This window comes from Mesorhizobium sp. M7A.F.Ca.US.005.03.2.1 (assembly GCF_003997795.1).
Classification (GTDB): domain Bacteria; phylum Pseudomonadota; class Alphaproteobacteria; order Rhizobiales; family Rhizobiaceae; genus Mesorhizobium; species Mesorhizobium ciceri.
The window spans coordinates 1-1,188 of sequence record NZ_RZRP01001275.1; the positions used below are offsets into that span (position 1 = coordinate 1).

Consider the following 1,188-nt stretch of genomic DNA (forward strand, 5'->3'; position numbering starts at 1 on the left):
TCCGCGTCCCGCGCGACGTCCATGTTGGTGATGGTGTGGAACATCATCGCCTTGCGCGGAAAGCCGCTGCGGTTGGTCAGGTCGGGCGATCGCGCCTCGATGCGATAGCTCAGCCGGATCGCCTGGATGAAGACCGCCAGTATGGCGAGTGCCCAGACACCAGCAAGCAGATAGCCCCCCGTCATGCCCTCACCTCTCGTATTTCTCGACCTTCTGTTCGATGGCGCCGAAGATCGAATGCCCGGTTTTGTCCTTCATCTCGATGCGCACCGTGTCGCCGAAGCGCAGGAACGGCGTTTTGGGTTCGCCCGACACAATGGTTTCGATCATGCGCAGTTCGGCGATGCAGGAATAGCCGGCGCCACCGGCCGAGACAGGCTTGCCCGGCCCGCCGTCTAGCTTGTTGGAGACGGTGCCGGAACCGATGATCGTGCCGGCGGCCAATGGCCGTGTCCTTGCTGCATGAACGATCAGCGCAGGAAAGTCGAAGGTCATGTCGATACCGGCATTGGCGCGGCCGAACGGCTTGCCGTTGAGATCGGCAAGCAGCGGCAGGCTGACCTTGCCGCCGTCCCAGGCATCACCCAGTTCGTCCGGCGTCACAGCGACCGGCGAAAACGCCGAGGACGGCTTTGATTGGAAAAAACCGAAACCTTTCTCCAGTTCCGGTCCGGTGAGCGCGCGCAACGTAACGTCGTTGACCAGCATGACCAGTCGGATCGCTGCCTTTGCTTCTTCGAGGCTTGCACCCATCGGCACATCGTCGACGATGACAGCGACCTCGCCCTCCATGTCGATGCCGAAGGCTTCGTCAGCCGTGCGGATCGGATCACGTGGCGGAATGAAAGAATCCGAGCCGCCCTGGTAGATCAGCGGGTCGGTCCAGAAGCTCGCCGGCATCTCGGCGCCGCGCGCTTTGCGCACCAGCTCGACATGGTTCACGTAAGCCGAGCCATCGGCCCATTGATAGGCACGCGGCAGCGGCGAATGGGCGTCATGTTCGTGGAAGCGCTCCGCCGGCATCGCATTGTTCTCAAGCGATTCCGCTATTGTCGCGAGATGCGGGGCGATGCGCCGCCAGTCGTCGAGCGCCGCCTGCAGCGTGCGAACCAGGAACGAGGCGTCGGTGAAGCGTGTCAGGTCGCGCGAGACGACGACGAGTTTCCCGTCGCGCGTCCCGTCCTTCAA

At 63.0% G+C, this 1,188-nt stretch carries 1 protein-coding gene and 1 pseudogene; both read right to left on the bottom strand.

Annotated elements, in window-relative coordinates; all coding sequences use genetic code 11:
* A pseudogene (locus tag EN991_RS36970) lies at positions 1-185 on the bottom strand (hypothetical protein); the annotation flags it as partial.
* 4 nt (positions 186-189) lie between these two features.
* Positions 190-1,188: fumarylacetoacetate hydrolase family protein (locus EN991_RS36975; RefSeq protein ID WP_245461185.1), on the bottom strand; the 999-nt coding region annotated here is incomplete at its 5' end.